General features: G+C 72.3%; 11 protein-coding genes and 1 tRNA gene. 4 read left to right on the forward strand and 8 right to left on the reverse strand.

The window, feature by feature from the left end:
- Positions 1-84: 84 nt before the first annotated feature.
- From cmk to ggt, 3 genes are all read right to left on the reverse strand, one after another.
- Positions 85-747, reverse strand: a complete 663-nt coding sequence (gene cmk / locus ABVN73_RS11240; protein ID WP_353858061.1) for a (d)CMP kinase — start codon at positions 745-747, stop codon at positions 85-87.
- A gap of 5 nt (positions 748-752) precedes the next feature.
- On the reverse strand, positions 753-2,090 hold the full coding sequence (gene aroA, locus ABVN73_RS11245) for a 3-phosphoshikimate 1-carboxyvinyltransferase (protein WP_353858062.1): 1,338 nt from the start codon (positions 2,088-2,090) through the stop codon (positions 753-755).
- Between the two features lie 87 nt (positions 2,091-2,177).
- The gene (gene ggt / locus ABVN73_RS11250) at positions 2,178-3,956 is read right to left on the reverse strand and encodes a gamma-glutamyltransferase (RefSeq protein WP_353858063.1); all 1,779 of its coding nucleotides are present in this window, start codon (positions 3,954-3,956) and stop codon (positions 2,178-2,180) included.
- Positions 3,957-4,162: 206 nt separating this feature from the next.
- Between ggt and ABVN73_RS11255 the strand changes: the two genes are divergently transcribed.
- The 4 genes from ABVN73_RS11255 to ABVN73_RS11270 all read left to right on the forward strand — a co-directional run bounded on the left by ABVN73_RS11255 (position 4,163) and on the right by ABVN73_RS11270 (position 6,219).
- Positions 4,163-4,561 carry a TIGR02300 family protein gene (locus ABVN73_RS11255; protein WP_353858064.1) on the forward strand — a complete coding sequence of 133 codons (399 nt, stop codon included), beginning with the start codon at positions 4,163-4,165 and terminating at the stop codon, positions 4,559-4,561.
- A 142-nt stretch (positions 4,562-4,703) separates the two neighbouring features.
- A tRNA-Ala gene (locus ABVN73_RS11260) sits at positions 4,704-4,779 on the forward strand.
- Positions 4,780-4,948: 169 nt separating this feature from the next.
- Entirely contained in the window at positions 4,949-5,227 is a 279-nt protein-coding gene (locus ABVN73_RS11265; RefSeq protein ID WP_109070683.1) for a hypothetical protein, read from the forward strand.
- An 89-nt stretch (positions 5,228-5,316) separates the two neighbouring features.
- Positions 5,317-6,219, forward strand: a complete 903-nt coding sequence (locus ABVN73_RS11270) for a pirin family protein (protein WP_353858065.1) — start codon at positions 5,317-5,319, stop codon at positions 6,217-6,219.
- Here the strand turns inward: ABVN73_RS11270 and ABVN73_RS11275 are convergent.
- From ABVN73_RS11275 to ABVN73_RS11295, 5 genes are all read right to left on the reverse strand, one after another.
- Positions 6,197-7,948 carry a molybdopterin biosynthesis protein gene (locus tag ABVN73_RS11275; RefSeq protein ID WP_353858066.1) on the reverse strand — a complete coding sequence of 584 codons (1,752 nt, stop codon included), beginning with the start codon at positions 7,946-7,948 and terminating at the stop codon, positions 6,197-6,199. The genes ABVN73_RS11270 and ABVN73_RS11275 overlap by 23 nt on opposite strands.
- 244 nt (positions 7,949-8,192) lie before the next feature.
- Entirely contained in the window at positions 8,193-9,425 is a 1,233-nt protein-coding gene (locus ABVN73_RS11280; RefSeq protein ID WP_353858067.1) for a molybdopterin-binding protein, read from the reverse strand.
- Positions 9,426-9,456: 31 nt separating this feature from the next.
- The gene (locus tag ABVN73_RS11285; protein ID WP_353858068.1) at positions 9,457-10,377 is read right to left on the reverse strand and encodes a diguanylate cyclase; all 921 of its coding nucleotides are present in this window, start codon (positions 10,375-10,377) and stop codon (positions 9,457-9,459) included.
- Between the two features lie 53 nt (positions 10,378-10,430).
- Complete coding sequence (locus tag ABVN73_RS11290; protein WP_353858069.1) at positions 10,431-14,375, reverse strand: response regulator; 3,945 nt, start codon at positions 14,373-14,375, stop codon at positions 10,431-10,433.
- A gap of 59 nt (positions 14,376-14,434) precedes the next feature.
- On the reverse strand, positions 14,435-17,077 hold the full coding sequence (locus ABVN73_RS11295; protein WP_353858070.1) for an ATP-binding protein: 2,643 nt from the start codon (positions 17,075-17,077) through the stop codon (positions 14,435-14,437).
- Between the last annotated feature and the right edge of the window lie 78 nt (positions 17,078-17,155).

The following is a 17,155-nucleotide window of genomic DNA, read 5'->3' on the forward strand; positions in this document are numbered from 1 at the left end:
ATGGGACCACCGCGCCGGGCACCACGCCCGGCGACTTGGTTGACATATGTTCCGTGGAGGGCCGATGCGCCCGGACCGTGATGCTCAGACCTTGGGGCCGAAACCGGTTTTCGTTCCGATAAAGGCGGTCGCCGCTGCGAACGCCTGGTCGGCGTCGAGGGCGGAGGTATCAAGCACAAAAGCGTCGGCAGCCGGCAGGAGCGGTGCTACCGTCCTCTGGCTGTCGCGCGCGTCACGGGCCTTCATGTCCTCCAGGACGTCGGACGGTATAGCCGGAATCCCGCGTTCCCGCAACTCCTTGAGTCGCCGCTCGGCCCGCACCTCCACGGAAGCGGTAACGAACAGCTTGGCATCGGCGTTCGGGCATACGACCGTTCCGACGTCCCGCCCGTCCAGCACCGCCCCCGGCGCGCCGCCGGGCGGGGTCGCGGCGAAGCGCCGCTGGAAATCGAGCAGCGCGGCCCGCACCGCCGGCACCACGGCGACCTTGGAGGCCGCCTGCGCCGCCTCGTCGCTGCGCAGGGCCGGGTCGTTCAGGATGCCGTCGTCCGGCCGCAGCGCGCGGGCGGCCTGCGCCGCGGCCTCCGCGTCCGCCGGGTCGCCGCCGGCTCGCAGGACGCTGACGCCGACGGCGCGGTAGAGCGCCCCGGTGTCGAGATGCGCGAAGCCGTAGGCCTGGGCGACCCGCTTGGATAGCGTGCCCTTGCCCGCCGCGGCGGGGCCGTCGATGGCGATGACCAGACCCATCGCCCTCACACCCCCGCGATCGTCGCGCCGACGCCGTTCATCAGATCGACGAAGCCGGGGAAGCTGGTCTCGATGAAGGCGCCGTCGTCCACCTGCACCGGCTCGGTCGTGGCCATGCCCAGCACCAGGAAGCTCATGGCGATGCGGTGGTCCATGGCGGTGGCGACGGTGGCGCCGCCCTGCGGCGGCTTGCCGGTGCCGTAGACGGTCAGGCTGTCGTCGGCCCCGACCTCGACCTTCACGCCGCACTTGGTCAGCCCGTCGGCGACCATGGCGAGGCGGTCGCTCTCCTTCACGCGCAGCTCCTTCAGGCCGAGCATGACGGTGGTGCCCTCGGCGCAGGCGGCGGCGGCGGCGAGGATCGGGTACTCGTCGATCATGCTGGGGGCGCGGTCCGCCGGAACGACGATGCCCTTGAGCGGCCCGTGCTTCACCCGCAGGTCGGCCACCGGCTCTCCCGCCTCGTCGCGGCGGTTCTCGAAGGCGATGTTCGCGCCCATCTCGATCAGCGTGTCGTAGAGGCCGGTGCGGCGCGGGTTCATGCCGACGCCGGGGAGCAGCAGCTCCGAGCCGGGGCGCAGCAGCGCCGCAACCGCCGGGAAGGCGGCGGAGCTGGGGTCGGCCGGCACGACGATCTCGCGCCCGGTCAGCTCCGGCTGGCCGACGACGGACACGGCCAGCGCACCGTCCTCCATCCGCTCCGTCGTCACGGTGGCGCCGAAATGGCGCAGCATCAGCTCGGTGTGGTCGCGGGTCGGCTCCGCCTCGATCACCGTGGTGGTGCCGGCGGTGTTCAGGCCGCAGAGGATGACCGCCGACTTCACCTGGGCGGAGGCCACCGGCAGGCGGTAGGTGATCGGAACCGTGCGGTCGCTGCCGACCACGGCCAGCGGCAGCCGCCCGCCGGACCGCCCGACGAAGCGCGCGCCCATCTGCTCCAGCGGGCCGGTCACGCGGGCCATCGGCCGCTTGTTCAGCGAGGCGTCGCCGGTGAAGACGCAGGTGATCGGGTGCGACGCGACGAGGCCCATCAGCAGGCGCGCCGCCGTGCCGCTGTTGCCCATGTCGAGCACCTGCGCAGGCTCGCCCAGACCGCCCAGACCGACGCCGCGCACGCGCCACACGCCGTCCCCGCCGCGCTCCGCCCGGGCGCCCAGCAGGCGCATGGCGGCGGCGGTGTTCAGCACGTCCTCCCCTTCCAGCAGGCCGTGGATGACGGTCTCGCCCACCGCAACGGCGCCCAGCATCAGCGACCGGTGCGAAATCGACTTGTCGCCCGGCACGCGGATGGTGCCGGCCAGCGCGCCGGTGGAGGATGAGCGAAGCGGCTTCGCCTGCAGCATGGGAGGACTCCCCAGACAAGAATGTGACCAGGGCGGAGTACCTAGCACAGCGGGAAGGGCGATGCGAGCGATGCGCGGGTCTCCCGATCAGTCCCCCACCGCCACCCCCTCGCGCCGGGTGTCGGCGCCGCCGGACAGCCCCTGGCCGGTCACCAGGATCGCCTGGGTGCCGGAGGTCAGCTCCATCGCCTTGACCGTGTGCCCCCGCGCCTCCAGCGCCGCGATCCAGCCTTCCGCCTCGGTGCCCAGCTCCAGCTCGGTCGGGCCGTTGCGGCTGCCGACGTTGGGGGCGTCCACCGCCGCCTGCGGGTCAAGGCCCCAGTCCAGCAACGCGACCAGCGTCTTGCCCACGTAGTTGATGATGTTGCTGCCGCCCGGCGATCCCACCGAGGCGACCAGGGCGCCGTCGCGGAAGACCAGCGTCGGCGCCATCGAGCTGCGCGGCCGCTTGCCCGGCTCCACCCGGTTGGCCACCGGCTTGCCGTCCTCCGTCGGGGTGAAGGCGAAGTCGGTCAGCTCGTTGTTCAGCAGGAAGCCGCGCACCATCTGGCGGGAGCCGAAGCCGTCCTCGATGGTGGTGGTCATGGCGACGGCGTTGCCCGCCCCGTCGATCACGGAGATGTGGCTGGTGCCATGCTCCTCGGCCTCGGCGAAGCCCCAGGCGCGGCCTTCCCGGAAGGGCGGCTCGCCCGGTTGGGCCTTGCCCATCGACCGCTCGCCGACCAGGGCGGCGCGGCTCGCCAGATAGCCGCGGTCGAGCAGCCCCTTCACCGGCACCGAGACGAAATCGGGGTCGGCGAGATAGAGGCCGCGATCGGCGAAGGCCAGCCGCCCGGCCTCCGACAGCCAGTGCGCCGCCAGCGCCGGATCGCCGCGGGTGGCGGCCATGTCGCGTCCCTCAAGGACGGCCAGCATCTGCAGCACCGCGACCCCGCCGGAGCTGGGCGGCCCCATGCCGCACAGGGTGTAGGCGCGGTAGGGGCCGCAGACCGGCTCCCGCTCCTTCACCCGGTAGGCCTTCAGGTCGGCCTCGGTCATGTCGCCGGGGTTGGTGGGATGACCGGTCACCGCCTTGACGACGTCGGCGGCGATCGGCCCTTCGTAGAAGGCGGCGGAGCCCTTGTCGGCGATGGCGCGCAGGGTCGCCGCGAACTCCGGGTTCTTCAGCACATGGCCGACCGGCCAGGGCGTGCCGTCCGGCTGGTAGAAGTAGGCGCGCGCCGTGGGGTTGGCCGGCAGGTGCTTCTCCATCGCCAGCTGGCCGTTCAGCCGCGGGCTGACCGTGAAGCCGGTCTCGGCCAGCGCGATGGCCCGCTCGAACAGGCGCGGCCAGGGCAGTTTGCCGTGCGTGCGGTGGGCGTGTTCCAGCAGCATCACCGTGCCCGGCACCCCGACGGACCGCCCGCCGACCACCGCGTCGTAGAAGGGCATCGGCTTGCCGTCCGCTCCCAGGAAGCGCTCGGGCGTCGCGGCGGCCGGCGCGGTCTCGCGCCCGTCGAGGGTGGTCACCGCCTTCGTTGCGGCATCGTAATGGACCAGGAAGGCGCCGCCCCCGATGCCGGAGCTTTGCGGCTCCACCAGATTGAGGACGAGCTGCACGGCGATGGCCGCGTCCACCGCGCTGCCGCCCGCGCGCAGGATCTCCCGTCCGGCCTCCGCCGCCAGCGGATTCGCGGCGGCGACCATGTGGCGCGTGGCGGTGTCGAGGCTGCGGCTGCCGCGCCCGGTCGCGCGCTCCGGCGCCACGTCGCCCGCGGCCGACGGAGTTGTGGACGGCGCCGTCTGGGCTGCGGCCTCCAGCGGCAGCACCGCCAGCAGGCCGGCGGACAGCAACGCCCGCCAGCGGCGGGACAGCAGGATCGGCATCGGCTTCCTCCCCCATTATCATGGCATCCTTGTCGGCGGCCCGGAGGACCACCGCAGGGTGAAGTTTGGCACCGGCCGCCGGCCCCGCCAGTTTGCCAACGACATTCAGCGAACTTTTTTTTGACAAGCGCCCGCTGGCGTGGCAAAGGGCGCGGCTTGTAATTCCCGAATTGGGCATTCCCTAGGAACGTGACGGAGGACGAGGCGTGGCCAAACCCGAATGGGGCGTCAAGCGCATCTGCCCGAGCTGTGGCGCGCGCTATTACGATCTGCGCAAGGACCCGCCGGTGTGCCCGAACTGCGGATCGCAGTTCGATCCCGAGGCGTTGCTGAAGTCCCGCAAGGCGCGCCCGGCGCCGGTCGACGACGTCAAGAAGGCCCCGGTGGTCTCCTCGGATGACGAGGATGCCGAGACCGAGACCGAGGACGAGGAGTCGACGGAACTCGATGAGGTCGAGGACGATGTGTCCGTCGACGACATCGAGGAAACCGACGAGACGCCCGAGGACGAGGACGATGTCCTGATCGAGGACACCTCGGAGCTGGGCGAGGACGACATGGACGAGGTCGTCGACGTCGAAGGCGAGGACGAGGAGGAGCGCTGATCCGCGCTTCCCTAGGAAGGACGGGGACGGCGGGGCGGAAAAAAGGTGGACGGGGCTGAATTTTTCTCTTGCATCAGCCCCCCGTCCTGACCAATATCCCGCTCCACCGAGGCAGGCCGCAAGGCTCGCCGCCCAGAGTTTCGGGGCCATAGCTCAGCTGGGAGAGCGCTACAATGGCATTGTAGAGGTCAGGAGTTCGATCCTCCTTGGCTCCACCAAACACCTCAAGGGCCTGCGCGACACCGCGCGGGCCCTTGGGCGTTTCAGGTCCTTTTTCCGCTGGTTCTTTCCAGCGCCGCCGTCTTGACAGGCGTCAAGGAACCCTCTTTGGTCGGGCGGCACCGTCGGCTTCCGCCGATTCCCCTTTCCTCCCGCTTCGGACACGCCATGGCCGACATCCTGATCGCCAACACCCTGACGGGCGACACCACCCTGGGCGCGCTGAACGCCGTCGATCCGGACGCCGTGGGCCGTCTGGCGCAGATCCATCCGGTCTTCAACCCCGGCGTCGGCGTGCCGGACAGCGCCAGCCTGGGCGATCTCGCCAAGGCCACGGGCATCCCGCTGGACGTGCTGCTGGCCACGGCGCGCGGCGCCATCCACGTCACCGCCCCGGCCGGCGGCTGCGGCTGCGGAAGCGGCGGCTGCGGCACGCCCAGGCACTGAGCGCTTTCCCCCTCCCATTCGCGGCGCCGGTCCCCACCTGTTGGTGGCACCCACCATTGGGAACAGGCTTCGGGAACGGGAGGACAGGCATGACGACGGCCCCAACATCGACCGAGTCTCCGGACGGCTGGCTGGAAACGGTGGTCGTTCCGCGCACCAGCGACATCGGCGGGTTCGAGGTGCGGCGCGCCCTGCCCTCCGTCCGCAAGCGGATGGTCGGGCCGTTCGTCTTCCTCGACCAGATGGGCCCGGCGATCCTCAAGGCCGGGGCGGGCATCGACGTGCGCCCGCACCCGCACATCGGGCTGGCCACCGTCACCTATCTGTTCGAGGGCGAGATCCTGCACCGCGACAGCCTGGGCACCGTCCTGCCGATCCGGCCGGGGGCGGTGAACTGGATGACCGCCGGGCGCGGCATCGCCCATTCCGAACGCTCCGCCACCGACGAGCGCGGGCGCGACCGGCTACTCTCGGGCATCCAGTCCTGGGTCGCCCTGCCCAAGACCCATGAGGAGACCGACCCCGCCTTCGTCCATCTCGGCGCCGACGAGCTGCCGGTGGTGGACGGCGAGGGCAAGCGTCTGCGCGTCGTCGCGGGCGCGGCGTACGGCGTACGTTCGCCCATGAACACGCTGTGGGACACGCTGTACGTCGACGCCTCGCTGGACGCCGGCGCCCGCCTGCCCATCGACCGCGAGACGGAGGAGCGGGCGCTCTACATCGCCGACGGCACCGTCACCATCCACGGCGACCGCTTCGAATCCGGGCGGCTTCTGGTGCTGCGCCCCGGCGATGCCATCACCGTGGAGGCCGAAACCGCCGCCCGCCTGATCCTGCTGGGCGGCGCCGTGATGGACGGCCCGCGCCACATCTGGTGGAACTTCGTCTCCAGCCGCCAGGACCGCATCGAACAGGCCAAGGCCGAATGGAAGGCCGGCCGGTTCGACGCCGTTCCCGGCGAGACGGAGTTCATTCCGCTGCCGGAACGGTGAAGCCGAGCGCCGTCAGCCTCTGACGCACCGCCGGATCGGCCAGCGCCGCCAGGAAACGCCGGACCGCCGGCCGGTCCCGGCGGTCGTTGGGGATGACGAAGTCGTAATGCTCCGCCTGCAGCGGCAGGAAGCCCAGCCCGTAGAGGGTGGCGACGCTTTCGATGGCGACACCCCAGTCGGCGCGCCCCTGGGCCACCGCCACGGCGACCGCGTTGTGCGACTTGGCCTGCGACCAGTAGCCGGTGGGGCGCGCCGCCCCGAGCAGCCGGTCGGTCAGGATGCGCGTGCCGCTGCCGGCGTTGCGGTTGACCAGGATGCAGTCGGGGTCCTGCGCCGCCGCCAGACCGGCCTCCTCGGCCGTTCTGCCTTCGAATCGATCGTCGCCCTTGCGGAAGACGATGCCCTGAAGGCGGCGGTAGCCGGTCACCAGACCGAGCGCCGGGGTCAGGAAGGGGCGGTTGTACTCCCCGCTCTTGGGGTCCATCAGGTGGATGGCCGCGACGTCGCATTCGCCGCGCCGGGCGGCGGCGAGGCCGCCCATGGAACCGACGTTCAGCGCCTTGACGGTCAGCCCCTCCCCGACCAGTTGGCCGGTGATGGCGTCCAGCCCGACGCAATGGCTGCCGATCACGATCAGGTCGGCGGGGCGGGTGTCGCGCCCGATGCGCTGGACCGACACCGGGGTGCCGGCCTCCACCGCCTCCGCCTGCGGGTCGATGGCGATGAAGCCGTCCGCCGCGCTGAAGGCGGTCACCGCGCCGGAGCCCTTGGAGAGGGGATAGGCGGCCAGCCCGCCGTCCGCCCCGCGCACCAGCGAGACCATCACATATTCGGTCCGGCCCCGTTCCGATCCCAGCCGCATCGGCAGGGCCGCGTCGACGCTCTCCTTCGCCGCCGGCGGCAGGCCGGCCAGCGCGCGCAGCACCGGGGCGACGAACTCGTGGAAGGTGAACATGGCGGAGGTCGGGAAGCCGGGCAGGATCACCACCGGCTTGCCCTTCGTTACGGCCAGGCACAGAGGCTTGCCGGGCTTCAGCGCGACGCCGTGCGCAACGATGCCGGGGTCGGTCAGGCGGCTGATGATGCGGTGGGACAGGTCGCCGGCTCCCTTCGACGTGCCGCCCGACAGCAGCAGCGCGTCGCAGGCCAGCCCCCGCTCGACCAGCGGCGCCAGCTCGGCCTCGTCGTCGCGGGCGATGCCCAGCCGGACCGCCTCCCCGCCCAGCTCCTCCACCGCGGCGGCGAGGACGGCGGCGTTCGAATCATAGACAGCGCCGGGACGGATCGGCGCGCCGGGGGCGACGATCTCGTCGCCGGTGGAGAGGATCGCCACGCGGGGACGGCGGACCACCGAGACCTCGGCCTGCCCGATGGCCGCCAGGACGCCGATCTCGCGCGAGGTCAGCACCTGCCCGCGGCGCATCACCGTCTCGCCGCGCCCGATGTCCGACCCGGCGGCGGCGACGAAGGCGCCGGGCACCACCGGCTTGCGGACCTCCACCAGAAGAGCGTCCCCCTCCTCCCGCGACTCGGTGTGCTCCACCATGACCACGGCGTCGGCGCCGCGCGGCAGCATGCCGCCGGTGGCGAGCACCGTGGCCGTGCCGGGGGCGACGGTCAGCGCCGGGACGCGCCCGGCGGACAGCACCTCGTCGTTGAGGCGCAGCACGACCGGCGTGTCCTCGCCCGCCCCCTGGGTGTCGGCGGCGCGCACCGCGAAGCCGTCCACCGAGGAGCGGTCGAAGCCGGGGACATCGACCCCGCCACCACGTCGGCGGCCAGCACGCGGCCCAGCGCGGCGCCCAGCGGCACCGTCTCCGCCCCCTTGGGCGTCAGGTCGAGATGGCGGCGGAAGCGCGCCTCGGCCTCGTCGCGGCCGATCACCTCAAGAAACTGCTCCTGCCGGGCCGCCTGGGCGACAAACCGCCGGATGTCCTGGTTGGACACGCCCTTCCCCCCTCGCTCGATGCCGTTCAGAGACTTGTACCGTCAAAACAGCGCAGGGTCACGGTCGCCCCCGCCGGGACGCCCTCGCTTTCCGCCGGGATCAGCACGAAGCCGTCGGCCAGCACCGCCCCGGCCAGACCCGGCCGGTTCGGGGAGGCGACCGGCTCGACCAGCCCATCCGCCGTCCGACGCACGCGATGGAGTTCGGTGCAGCCGATCTCCGACACCAGCTTGCGCACCGCCACGGCGGGAACCGCCGGGTGCGGCAGCGCCGGGTCCCGCCCGGCCAGACGGCGTACCGCCCGCCCGGCCAGCAGCTCATAGGCCGTCAAACAGGCCATCGGCTCGCCGGGCAGCAGGACGGCGGGCACGCCGCCGGCCGTCCCCAGCGCCGCCGAATCGCCGGGGCGCAGGGCCACGCCGTGCAGGGCCAGCGCCCCCGCGTCGGCCAGGGCCAGCGGGGCCACGTCGTCCTCCCCCACCCCGGTGCGCCCGGCGGAGATCAGCAGGTCGGCGCCGGGGGCCGCGTAGGCGGCGGCCAGCGCGGCGCGGTCCGCCGGCAGCGGCCCCACCAGCTCCGCCACGCCGCCGTCCCGCGCCACCAGAGCGGTGAGCATGGCGCCCAGCGTGTCGGGACCGGACCGCGGCCCCCCGGCCAGCACGATCCGCACCCGCGGGCGGGCGCCGACCTGCAGCGTGTCGACCCCCAGCGCGGCGAGCAGCCCCAGATCCTGCGGGCGCAGCCGGTGCCCGGCGGTCAGCAGGACCGTCCCGGCGCGCAGGCCGTCGCCCCGCCGCTCCACCCCGTCGCCGGGGGCGGCGCTGTCCAGCGCCTCGACGAAGGGGCCGTCGGCCTGCAGGGCCTCCACGGGAAGGACCGCGTCGGTCCCCGGCGGCATCGGTTCCCCCGCCGCCACCGTTGCGGCGCCCGGCAGCGGCACCGGGTTGTAGGAGCCGGCGCCGAGCGTGTCGCTGGAGGCGACCGCCACCCCGTCGCGGGCGGCCCGGTCGGCGGGCGGCCAATCCCCCGGCGCGGTCAGCGGGGCGGCGAGAACCACCCCCTCCGCCAGCGCGGCGGCGAGCCCGGTAAGAGGCACGGCGCGCGGCGGCAGAGGGGCGACGGCGGCGTCGATCCACCCCTCCATGAGCGGCAGGGCGGCCCGGCTCGCAAAGCCGCGCCCGCGCACGTCGGACGGAGTCGCTGCGTTGGGAGGCCGGTTCCCGGCCGCGGTGTGGTCTCCGGCTCTGGCCGCGGTCATGGCTGCACCCGTGATGCCTCAGGTCGGCCCCTTATACCGCAACCTCCGCACCGGCGCTGCACACGCGGTTGCGGCCCGCCCGCTTGGCCTCGTAGAGCAGGCCGTCGGCGAGCTGGGTCAGCCGGTCGGGGGTGTCGTCCAGCAGCGGGCGGGCGGTGGCGACGCCCAGGCTGATGGTGATGTGGTCGGCGACATGGGACACCGCGTGGGGCAGGCGCTGCCCGGCCACCGTCCGGCGCAGGCGCTCGGCCACCTGGACCGCCCCGTCCTCGTCGGTCTCGGGGAGCAGGCAGACGAACTCCTCGCCGCCGTAGCGGGCGATCAGGTCGCCCGGCCTCATCATCTGCTCGGCCAGGAGCTGGGCCACCGCGCGCAGGCACTCGTCGCCCGCCTGATGGCCGTAATGGTCGTTGTAGGGCTTGAACTGGTCGACATCGAGCATGATCAGCGACAGCGGAAGCTGCACCCGCCCACAGCGCCGCCATTCGCGCAGCAGCACCTCGTCGAAGCGGCGGCGGTTGGCGATGCCGGTCAGGCCGTCGTTGAAGGACAGGGTGCGCAGCAGGTCGGTCTGCCGTTTCAGCAGCAGATGGTTGCGCACGCGGGCCTTGACGATGGGCGGGCTGATCGGCTTGGAGATGAAGTCGATGGCCCCGACCTCCAACCCGTAGGTCTCGTCCTCCACCTCGCTCTTGGCCGAGATGAAGATGACCGGGATGTCGCGGGTGATCGGATCGGCCTTGATCCGCGAGCAGACCTCATAGCCGTCCATCCCCGGCATCATGATGTCCAGCAGCACGAGATCGGGCAGCCGGGACTGCACCAGCTCCAGCGCCTTCGCCCCGTCGGTCGCGAAATAGATGTCGTGCTCGTCCTTCAGGATGCGACTCAGCACATGCACGTTCGACGGAATGTCGTCGACCACCAGGATCTTTGAGCGTGCATCGGTCATGTTCGTTTCCTGGAGAACGGGGTCCGGGAAGGCGGTGTGCGGTGCGAGGCGGGTCAGTCGGCCGGCAGGGACAGGCCGAGATCCAGCATGATCCTGCGCAAGATTCCTTGAGCCTTTGTAAAGTCGAGGCCATCCACCGCCGACGACAGCGCCTTCATCGACACGGGATCGATCCAGTCGGCCAGCGGCGGCGCCAGGACGGCGAACTCCTCCGCGGCGGCGAAGTTGCTGTCGCGCAACAGCCGCGCGAACCGGTCCAGCATGGGCTCCAGCGTCCGGAGATCCATCGCCGGCTCCCCACCGTCCCCGAAGACGCCGTCGGAGGGGCCACCCGGGACGACGCTGTGGGCGCGTCCCGGCGCGACGGCCAGCCGGGCGGCGGAATCCAGCACCGCCTCCAGCTCGGCGCGGAGGACCGGCAGCTGCGCGGCGGCGGCGGCCCCGTCCCCGCGGAAGGCGGCGACCTGCACGGCGTCCGCGGCGGCGGACAGCGTGCGGGCGCCGATGTTGCCGGCAAGGCTTTTCAACTCGTGCCCCAGGGCCTTGGCCCGCGGCAGATCCCCCGCGGCCAGGGCGACGGCGATGCCGTCCGCCACGCCGTCATAGGTCCGGGCGAAATCGACGACGAACTTGCGGAACAGCCCGACGTCGCCGTCGAGCCGATGCAGCGCGTCCTTCACGTCGATGCCCGGCAGCTCGGCGGGGAGCGCCGCGCGGGCCGCGGACGGCATGGGCTTGGGCAGCTTGGGCAGCAGCGACGCGCCCCCCTCCGCGCCGCCCGCCGCCGAACCGCCCACAGCGGGATCGCCCGCCTCCGGCTGGCCGAGCCAGCGCGTCACCACGGAGAACAGCTGCTCCACGTCGATCGGCTTGGCGATGTGGTCGTCCATGCCACCGTCCAGGCAACGCTGGCGGTCGGACGGCAGGGCGCTGGCGGTCATGGCGATGATCGGCAACCCCTGCCCGGCGGGCCGGGCGCGCAACCGGCGCGTCGCCTCGAAGCCGTCCATTTCCGGCATCTGCACGTCCATCAGGACGAGATCGAAGGGCGGGTCGGCCTCCTCGACGCAGGCGATGGCCTCGTAGCCGTTGCCGGCCAGGGTGACGCGGGCTCCGGCGCGCTCCAGGATCTCGCGGGCCACCTCCTGGCTGATGCCGTTGTCCTCCACCAGCAACAGGCGCTGCCCGAACAGCGGGCGCAGCTGCGGCCGGAGGAAGCCGGGGGGATGCGCCGTGCAGGCGTGCAGCGGCGTCGCCTCCGCCGCGTCGGCCCCGGAGCCGCGCCCGTAGGCGTCGATCACCGCGTCGAGCAGGGAGGAGGCGGTGACCGGCTTCACGAGCGCGCCGCCGAGGGCCAGCTCATCCAGCCCGTCGCCTCCCGATCCGGCGCCTCCCGATCCGGCGCCCATCCGCTCGCGCCCGAAGGCGGAGACCACGATGATGACCGGCGCCTTCACCAGCCCGTCGTCGCGGATGCGGCGGGAGGTCTCCAGCCCGTCCATCCCCGGCATCTTCCAATCCATCAGCACGATGTCGTAGGGCTGCCCGGCGGCGGTCGCGCGCTCCAGCTCCGCGATGGCCTCGGCCCCCGACGCGCAGAGCGAGGTCCGCCAGCCGAAGGACGTCACCAGCTCGCCCAGCACCTCGCGCGCGGTGAGGTTGTCGTCCACCACCAGCACGGACAGGCCGCGCGGCACGACGCGGGAGCGCAGCGGACGCTCCCCCGCCCGCCCGGCGCCCGCCAGCCCGCCCAGCCCGCCCAGCCCGCCCAGCCCGCCCAGCCCGCCCAGCCCGAAGGCGGGATTGCCGAAAACCGCGGTGAAATGGAAATCGCTGCCCTGGCCCGGCTCGCTCGACACGTCCATCACGCCGCCCATCAGGGTGACCAGGCGGGTGCAGATGGCCAGCCCCAGGCCGGTGCCGCCGTAACGGCGGGTGGTGGAGCTGTCGGCTTGGCTGAAGGCCTGGAACAGCCGCTCCTTCTGATCGGCGTCGATGCCGATGCCGGTGTCGCGGATGGAGAAGGCCAGGACCGTCCGCTCCTCCGTCACCTCGACGGCGCGGACGGACACCACCACCTCCCCCGCTTCGGTGAACTTGATGGCGTTGCCGGCGAGGTTGATGAGCACCTGCTGCAGGCGCAGCGGATCGCCGACGAGGTCGAGCGGCACTTCCGGCCCGACCGAGAACAGGACCTCGATGTCCTTGTCCTGGGCCGCCGCGCCGACGATCACCGCCAGGTTCTGCAGCAGGTCGTCCAGGCGGAACTCCACCCGCTCCAGCTCCAGCTTTCCGGCCTCCACCTTGGAGAAGTCCAGGATGTCGTTGAGGATGCCGAGCAGCGACTGCGCCGACACGCGGATCTTCTGGGCGTAGTCGCGCTGGCGCGTCGACAGGTCGGTCTGCTGGAGCAGATGGACCAGACCCAGGATGGCGTTCATCGGCGTGCGGATCTCGTGGCTCATGTTGGCCAGGAATTCGCTCTTGGCGCGGCTGGCCGCCTCGGCCACCGACTTGGCCTGGCGCAGCGCCTCCTCGGCCCGCTTGCGCTCGGCGATCTCGTGGAAGACCACCACCGCGCCCTCGACCCGCCCGTCCTCCAGCATCGGGGACGCCGCGAACTCCACCGGGAAGCTGGTGCCGTCCTTGCGCCAGTAGATGTCCTCCGACCCGCCCCGCGCCTCGCCGGTGCGCAGCACCTCGAAGACCGGGCAGTCGATGGTCGGCGCCGGCGTGCCGTCGGCGCGGGTGTGGTGCAGCAGCACATGGAGGCTGCGGCCCAGCATCTCCTCGTTGCTGTAGCCGGTCAGCGCGCAGGCGGCGGGGTTGGCGAAGGTGATCCGCTCGTCCCGGTCGACGCCGCAGATGCCCTCCGACGCGGATTGCAGGATCAGGTTCAGCCGCCGGTTGGCCCCGGCGAAGGCGCGGTTGGCCTGCTCCAGGCTGCGGGCGGTGGCGTCCAGGTCGGCGTTCGTCTCGGCCAGCCGGCGGCGTCCCACCTCCTCGCGCGACAGGCTGCGCGCCGCCGCCGCCGCCAGCGCGGCGCAGGCGGCCACCGCCAGCAGGACCAGCAGGCCGCCGTGGATCGTGCGCTCGCGCCAGGGCGCCAGCGCCTCGTCCTGCGACATGCCGACCTGCACGACCAGCGGCAGGTCCTGGACCCGCAGGTTGGCGACGATCCGCTCCGACCCGTCCACCGGGGAGCGGCTGAAGATCGTGCCGCCGGTGGACCGCGGCGCCTCGTCCATCGGGGGCGGAACCGCCGGCAGTTTCGACGGCGCAGCGGACGGCGCAGCGGACGGCGCCGCGCCGCCGTCCTGGCCGGACAGGCTGAACAGCAGGGTTCCATCCTCGCGGTACACGGCGACCGCGCCCCCGCGGCCGATGTTCAGTCCCTCGAAGAAGAACCGGAAATACTCCAGGTCCACGGCGATGTTGGCGACGCCCTGGAAAGTCTCGACCGTCCCGATCCTTCGGCTGATGGTGAAGGTCGGCTTGCCCGACAGGCGGCCCTGGATCATCCCGCCGATGTGGAACGCCTCGCCGTTGCGGTGGGCCTGGAAAAAGGCGCGGTCCGTGTTGTTCATCGGCGGCGCCGGGAACTGGCGCGTGGTCAGCAGCCCGCTTCCGGCGGCGTCGTGGATCCAGATGGCGCTGATCTCCGGGATGGCGTCCGCCATGGCGCGCAGTTCCTGCCACAGCGGCAGGTCGCGCCCGACCGAGTCCATCTCGCGCAGGCGAAGCCGGTCGTCCACGCGCTGCAGCACGAGGTCGCTGGTGGCGACGGTGCGGCGCACATGCTCGTGCAGCAGGCGGGCGGCGCTCAGCGTCCGGTCGCGGGCGTGGCTCACCGCCTCCTCGCGGTCGGCCCAGGTGGCCGCCCCCCACAGGCCGACTCCGAACAGGGTGATCACCCCGACGATGGTCGTCAGCAGGGTCCGAAGCCGCGTGCGGGGAACCGCGGCGGGCCCCTCCGCCGTCAGGAATGCGTCGTCCATCACCGGTGCCCGCCCAGTCCGGCGCACGCCGGAGGAGAGAAAATTGCCGCTCATGGTAATTATGGCGTCCCGGCGATGTCCTTCGCAAGGGACTTGAAAAGGGCGCCGGTCCGGTCGCTGGACAGGGCGCCGCGCAGCGCTTCCGCCCCTTCCCCGGCGGCGTCCAGAACGCTGTCGATCAGCCCCGCCGCCTCGTCCCGGCGGCCCGCGCGAAGGGCGGCGCCGAGCGCGCGGCAGGCCGACGCCAGACGCACCAGCCCCAGGCTGGACGCCGGCGCGACCAGCGCCTGGGCGTCCGCCGCCAAGCGGGCGGAATCGCCTCCGGGCTCGCCGTCCGCGCGCAGGAGGCTCATCCGTTCGGGAAGCTCGCCGAGGAAGGCGGCGGCGAGGCGGACGCAGGCGTCCTCCCCCAGCGCGTCGGACAGCTGGCGCAGCATCGCGAGGTCGAGCGGCTGACGGAGCGGTATCGGCTCCGCCAGGGTCCGCGGAGAAGCGCCCGTCCCGGCCCCGCCGGGAGGCCGGGGGGAGTCCTGGAACAGGGTGGCCGGGCCGCCCGATCCCTCCCCGTCCACCGCGCGGTCGATGGTGGTGAGCATGGTCCTGCGGTCCACCGGCTTGGCGATGTGGCCGTTCATGCCGGCGTCCTGGCAGCGGCGGACCTCGTCGGGCAGCGCGCTGGCGCTCATCGCCAGGATCGGGATGGTTCCGACCGGCGGCGGCAGGGTGCGGATCGCCCGCGTGGCGGCGTGGCCGTCCATCTCCGGCATGTGCACGTCCATCAGCACGAGATCGTAGACGCCGCGCTGCACCGCCTGGACCGCCTGCCGCCCGTCGGTCACGGTGTCCACGCGATGGCCGACGCCGCGCAGCATGGCCACGGTCAGTTCCCGGTTCATCGCCAGATCCTCGGCCAGGAGGATGCGCAACGGGCGGCGCACGACCAGGAACTCCGCCGCGCACGAGGGACGGCGGTGGACCGGCGGTTCGGATTCCCGCAGCACCAGCGACAGCCAGAAGGTCGAGCCGACGCCCGCCTGGCTCTGCACCCCGACCGTCCCGCCCATCATCTCCACCAGCCGGCGGCTGATGGCGAGGCCCAGGCCGGTGCCGCCGCGCGACCGGTCAATCTGGCTGAAGCGCTGGAAGAGCTGGCCCTGCCGGTCGGGCGGAATGCCGATCCCGGTGTCGGTGACGCTGATCGTCAGATGCGGCCCGGCGGGCGTGTCGGCGATCTTCACGATGGTCAGGCCGACGCCGCCGTGCTCGGTGAACTTCACCGCGTTGGCCAGAAGGTTCAGGACCACCTGCCGCAGCCGGTCGGGATCACCGCTCAGCCAATCCGGGACGTCCGGCGCGATGGCGGCGTGCAACGTCAGCCCCTTCGCCTCGGCCTCCAGACGCAGCACCGCCGCGCAGTTGGCGATCAGGTCGCGGATGGCGAAGGGGGTGTCGTTCAACACCAGACGCCCCGCCTCGATGCGGGAGAAGTCCAGCACGTCCTCGATCACCGTCAGAAGCGACCGGCCGGCGTCGCGCACCAGGCGGGCGTGGTGGCGCTGCCGGGGCGTGAGGTCCTCGTCCAGCAGAAGGCGGGCGAAGCCGAGGATGCCGTTCAGCGGCGTGCGCATCTCGTGGCTCATCGTCGCCAGGAACTCGGCCTTGGCGCGGCTGGCCGCCTCGGCCTCCAGGCGGGCCTGGATCAGCGCCTGTTCGTTGCGCTTGGCCTCGGTGACGTCGGTGACGATGCCGTCCCACACGATGTCGCCGCAGTCGCGCCGCACGGCGCGGCTGGAGGCGCTGATCCAGCGGATTTCGCCATCGGCCCGGACGATCCGGTATTCGAGGTTCCAGGGCTCCAACGTCTCGGCCGAGGCGTGGATCGAGGCGAACAGGCGGGGGCGGTCCTCGGGATGGAGGATGCGGTTCAGCGCCTCCAGAGTCACCGGCGCCGTCGGCGGCAGACCCATCACCTGGAAGAAGCCTGGGCTGCAATAGGGAAAGCGCAGCCGGCCGTCCGCCGTCAGCACCCGCTGGTACACGCCGCCCGGCAGGTTCGCCACCGTCGCGGCGAAGCGGCGCTGGCTTTCGGTGAGGGCGATCTGGAGATCGAGGCGCTCCTGCTCCTTGCGCAGGAAGGTGCCCAGCGCCAGCGTTCCGAAGAAGTTTCCAAGGCTCAGCGGCACCAGCGCGGTGTCCATCAGCCGGCGCGCCAGATCGGGGGGCAGCAGCAGGAAGCTGAAGGGGGCCATCACCGTCACCAGCAGCGCCAGCGTGGCCAGGTGCCGATTGCCGAAGCGCCCGCTCCGCCGCGCCGCCGCGCCCACCAGCATGCCGATCACCCCGGCACCGATCAGCGAGGTGACCCCCGCGACCGCTCCCGGACCGCCCATCCAGAACCGGAAGGCGCCGGACAGCAGAGCCGCCGCCGCCCCGGCCAGCGGACCGCCGAAGGGGCCGGCCAGCCCGACCATCACGTTGCGCGCGTCGATGAACAGGCCCGGCGCCACCCGCACCGGATCGGCCATGCCCAGCACCGCCACCATGCCGAACATCAGGCCCAGCAGGACGTTGGCCGCCGGCGCCGGCCAGTTGGCGGCACGGCTGCGGATCTGCAGGAAGACGACCGCAACGACGGCGAAAAGCCCGATGTTCTGCGCCAGTCCGAGCAGAAGTTCGCTGGAAACCATGGTCATCGTGTTCATCGCAGCTCTCCGGCCGTCACACGTCTTCGGTGGTCCCGTTTTGCATTTTGCCTGCGTGGCGTGATGCGGATTCGCATC

The organism is Azospirillum formosense, assembly GCF_040500525.1.
Taxonomy (GTDB): domain Bacteria; phylum Pseudomonadota; class Alphaproteobacteria; order Azospirillales; family Azospirillaceae; genus Azospirillum; species Azospirillum formosense_A.

Excerpts from the sequence above, each read along its gene's own strand:
- ABVN73_RS11285 (WP_353858068.1), bottom strand. The coding sequence starts at position 10,377 with ATGACCGATGCACGCTCAAAGATCCTGGTGGTCGACGACATTCCGTCG.
- ABVN73_RS11280 (WP_353858067.1), bottom strand. The coding sequence starts at position 9,425 with ATGACCGCGGCCAGAGCCGGAGACCACACCGCGGCCGGGAACCGGCCT.
- cmk (WP_353858061.1), bottom strand. The coding sequence starts at position 747 with ATGGGTCTGGTCATCGCCATCGACGGCCCCGCCGCGGCGGGCAAGGGC.
- ggt (WP_353858063.1), bottom strand. The coding sequence starts at position 3,956 with ATGCCGATCCTGCTGTCCCGCCGCTGGCGGGCGTTGCTGTCCGCCGGC.
- ABVN73_RS11295 (WP_353858070.1), bottom strand. The coding sequence starts at position 17,077 with ATGAACACGATGACCATGGTTTCCAGCGAACTTCTGCTCGGACTGGCG.
- aroA (WP_353858062.1), bottom strand. The coding sequence starts at position 2,090 with ATGCTGCAGGCGAAGCCGCTTCGCTCATCCTCCACCGGCGCGCTGGCC.
- ABVN73_RS11265 (WP_109070683.1), top strand. The coding sequence starts at position 4,949 with ATGGCCGACATCCTGATCGCCAACACCCTGACGGGCGACACCACCCTG.
- ABVN73_RS11270 (WP_353858065.1), top strand. The coding sequence starts at position 5,317 with ATGACGACGGCCCCAACATCGACCGAGTCTCCGGACGGCTGGCTGGAA.
- ABVN73_RS11290 (WP_353858069.1), bottom strand. The coding sequence starts at position 14,375 with ATGGACGACGCATTCCTGACGGCGGAGGGGCCCGCCGCGGTTCCCCGC.